The sequence below is a fragment of the Bradyrhizobium sp. sGM-13 genome (genome assembly GCF_018398875.1).
Taxonomy (GTDB): domain Bacteria; phylum Pseudomonadota; class Alphaproteobacteria; order Rhizobiales; family Xanthobacteraceae; genus Bradyrhizobium.
The window spans coordinates 1-403 of record NZ_JAGWDK010000209.1; the positions used below are offsets into that span (position 1 = coordinate 1).

Sequence of the window (403 nt, forward strand, 5' to 3'; positions counted from 1 at the left end):
GCTCTGATAACGCCGAGCAGGCCGAACACGTTGGTGCCGAACAGTTTGGCGGTCTCCGACGCGCTTGCTTCCTCGATCGCGCCGAGCAGGCCGTAGCCGGCGTTGTTGACGAGAATATCGATGCGGCCGAATTTTTTCACTGCCTGGCCGGCGGCCTCATGCGCCTCGGCTTCGCTGGTGACGTCGAGCCGCGTTGCCAGCAGCCGCTCATGCCCGCCGAGGCGGGCGGTAACTGTGTTGGGATCGCGGGCGGTCGCAACCACCGCATCGCCTGCCTTCAGTGCGGCTTCGGCGATCAGAGCGCCAAAACCCCGGGAAGCTCCTGTGATGAACCAGACACGCATGTTGTTGCTCTTTCCGTTGTGGCCCGGCGGGTTCGCCCGACCTGATGGGCAAAAACTAG

Annotated in this window: 1 protein-coding gene; it reads right to left on the minus strand. The window is 64.0% G+C overall.

What is annotated here, in order from left to right:
- A partial coding sequence (locus KJQ96_RS38805; protein ID WP_213291199.1) for an SDR family NAD(P)-dependent oxidoreductase occupies positions 1-344 on the minus strand: 344 nt, incomplete at its 3' end.
- Positions 345-403: the final 59 nt, after the last annotated feature.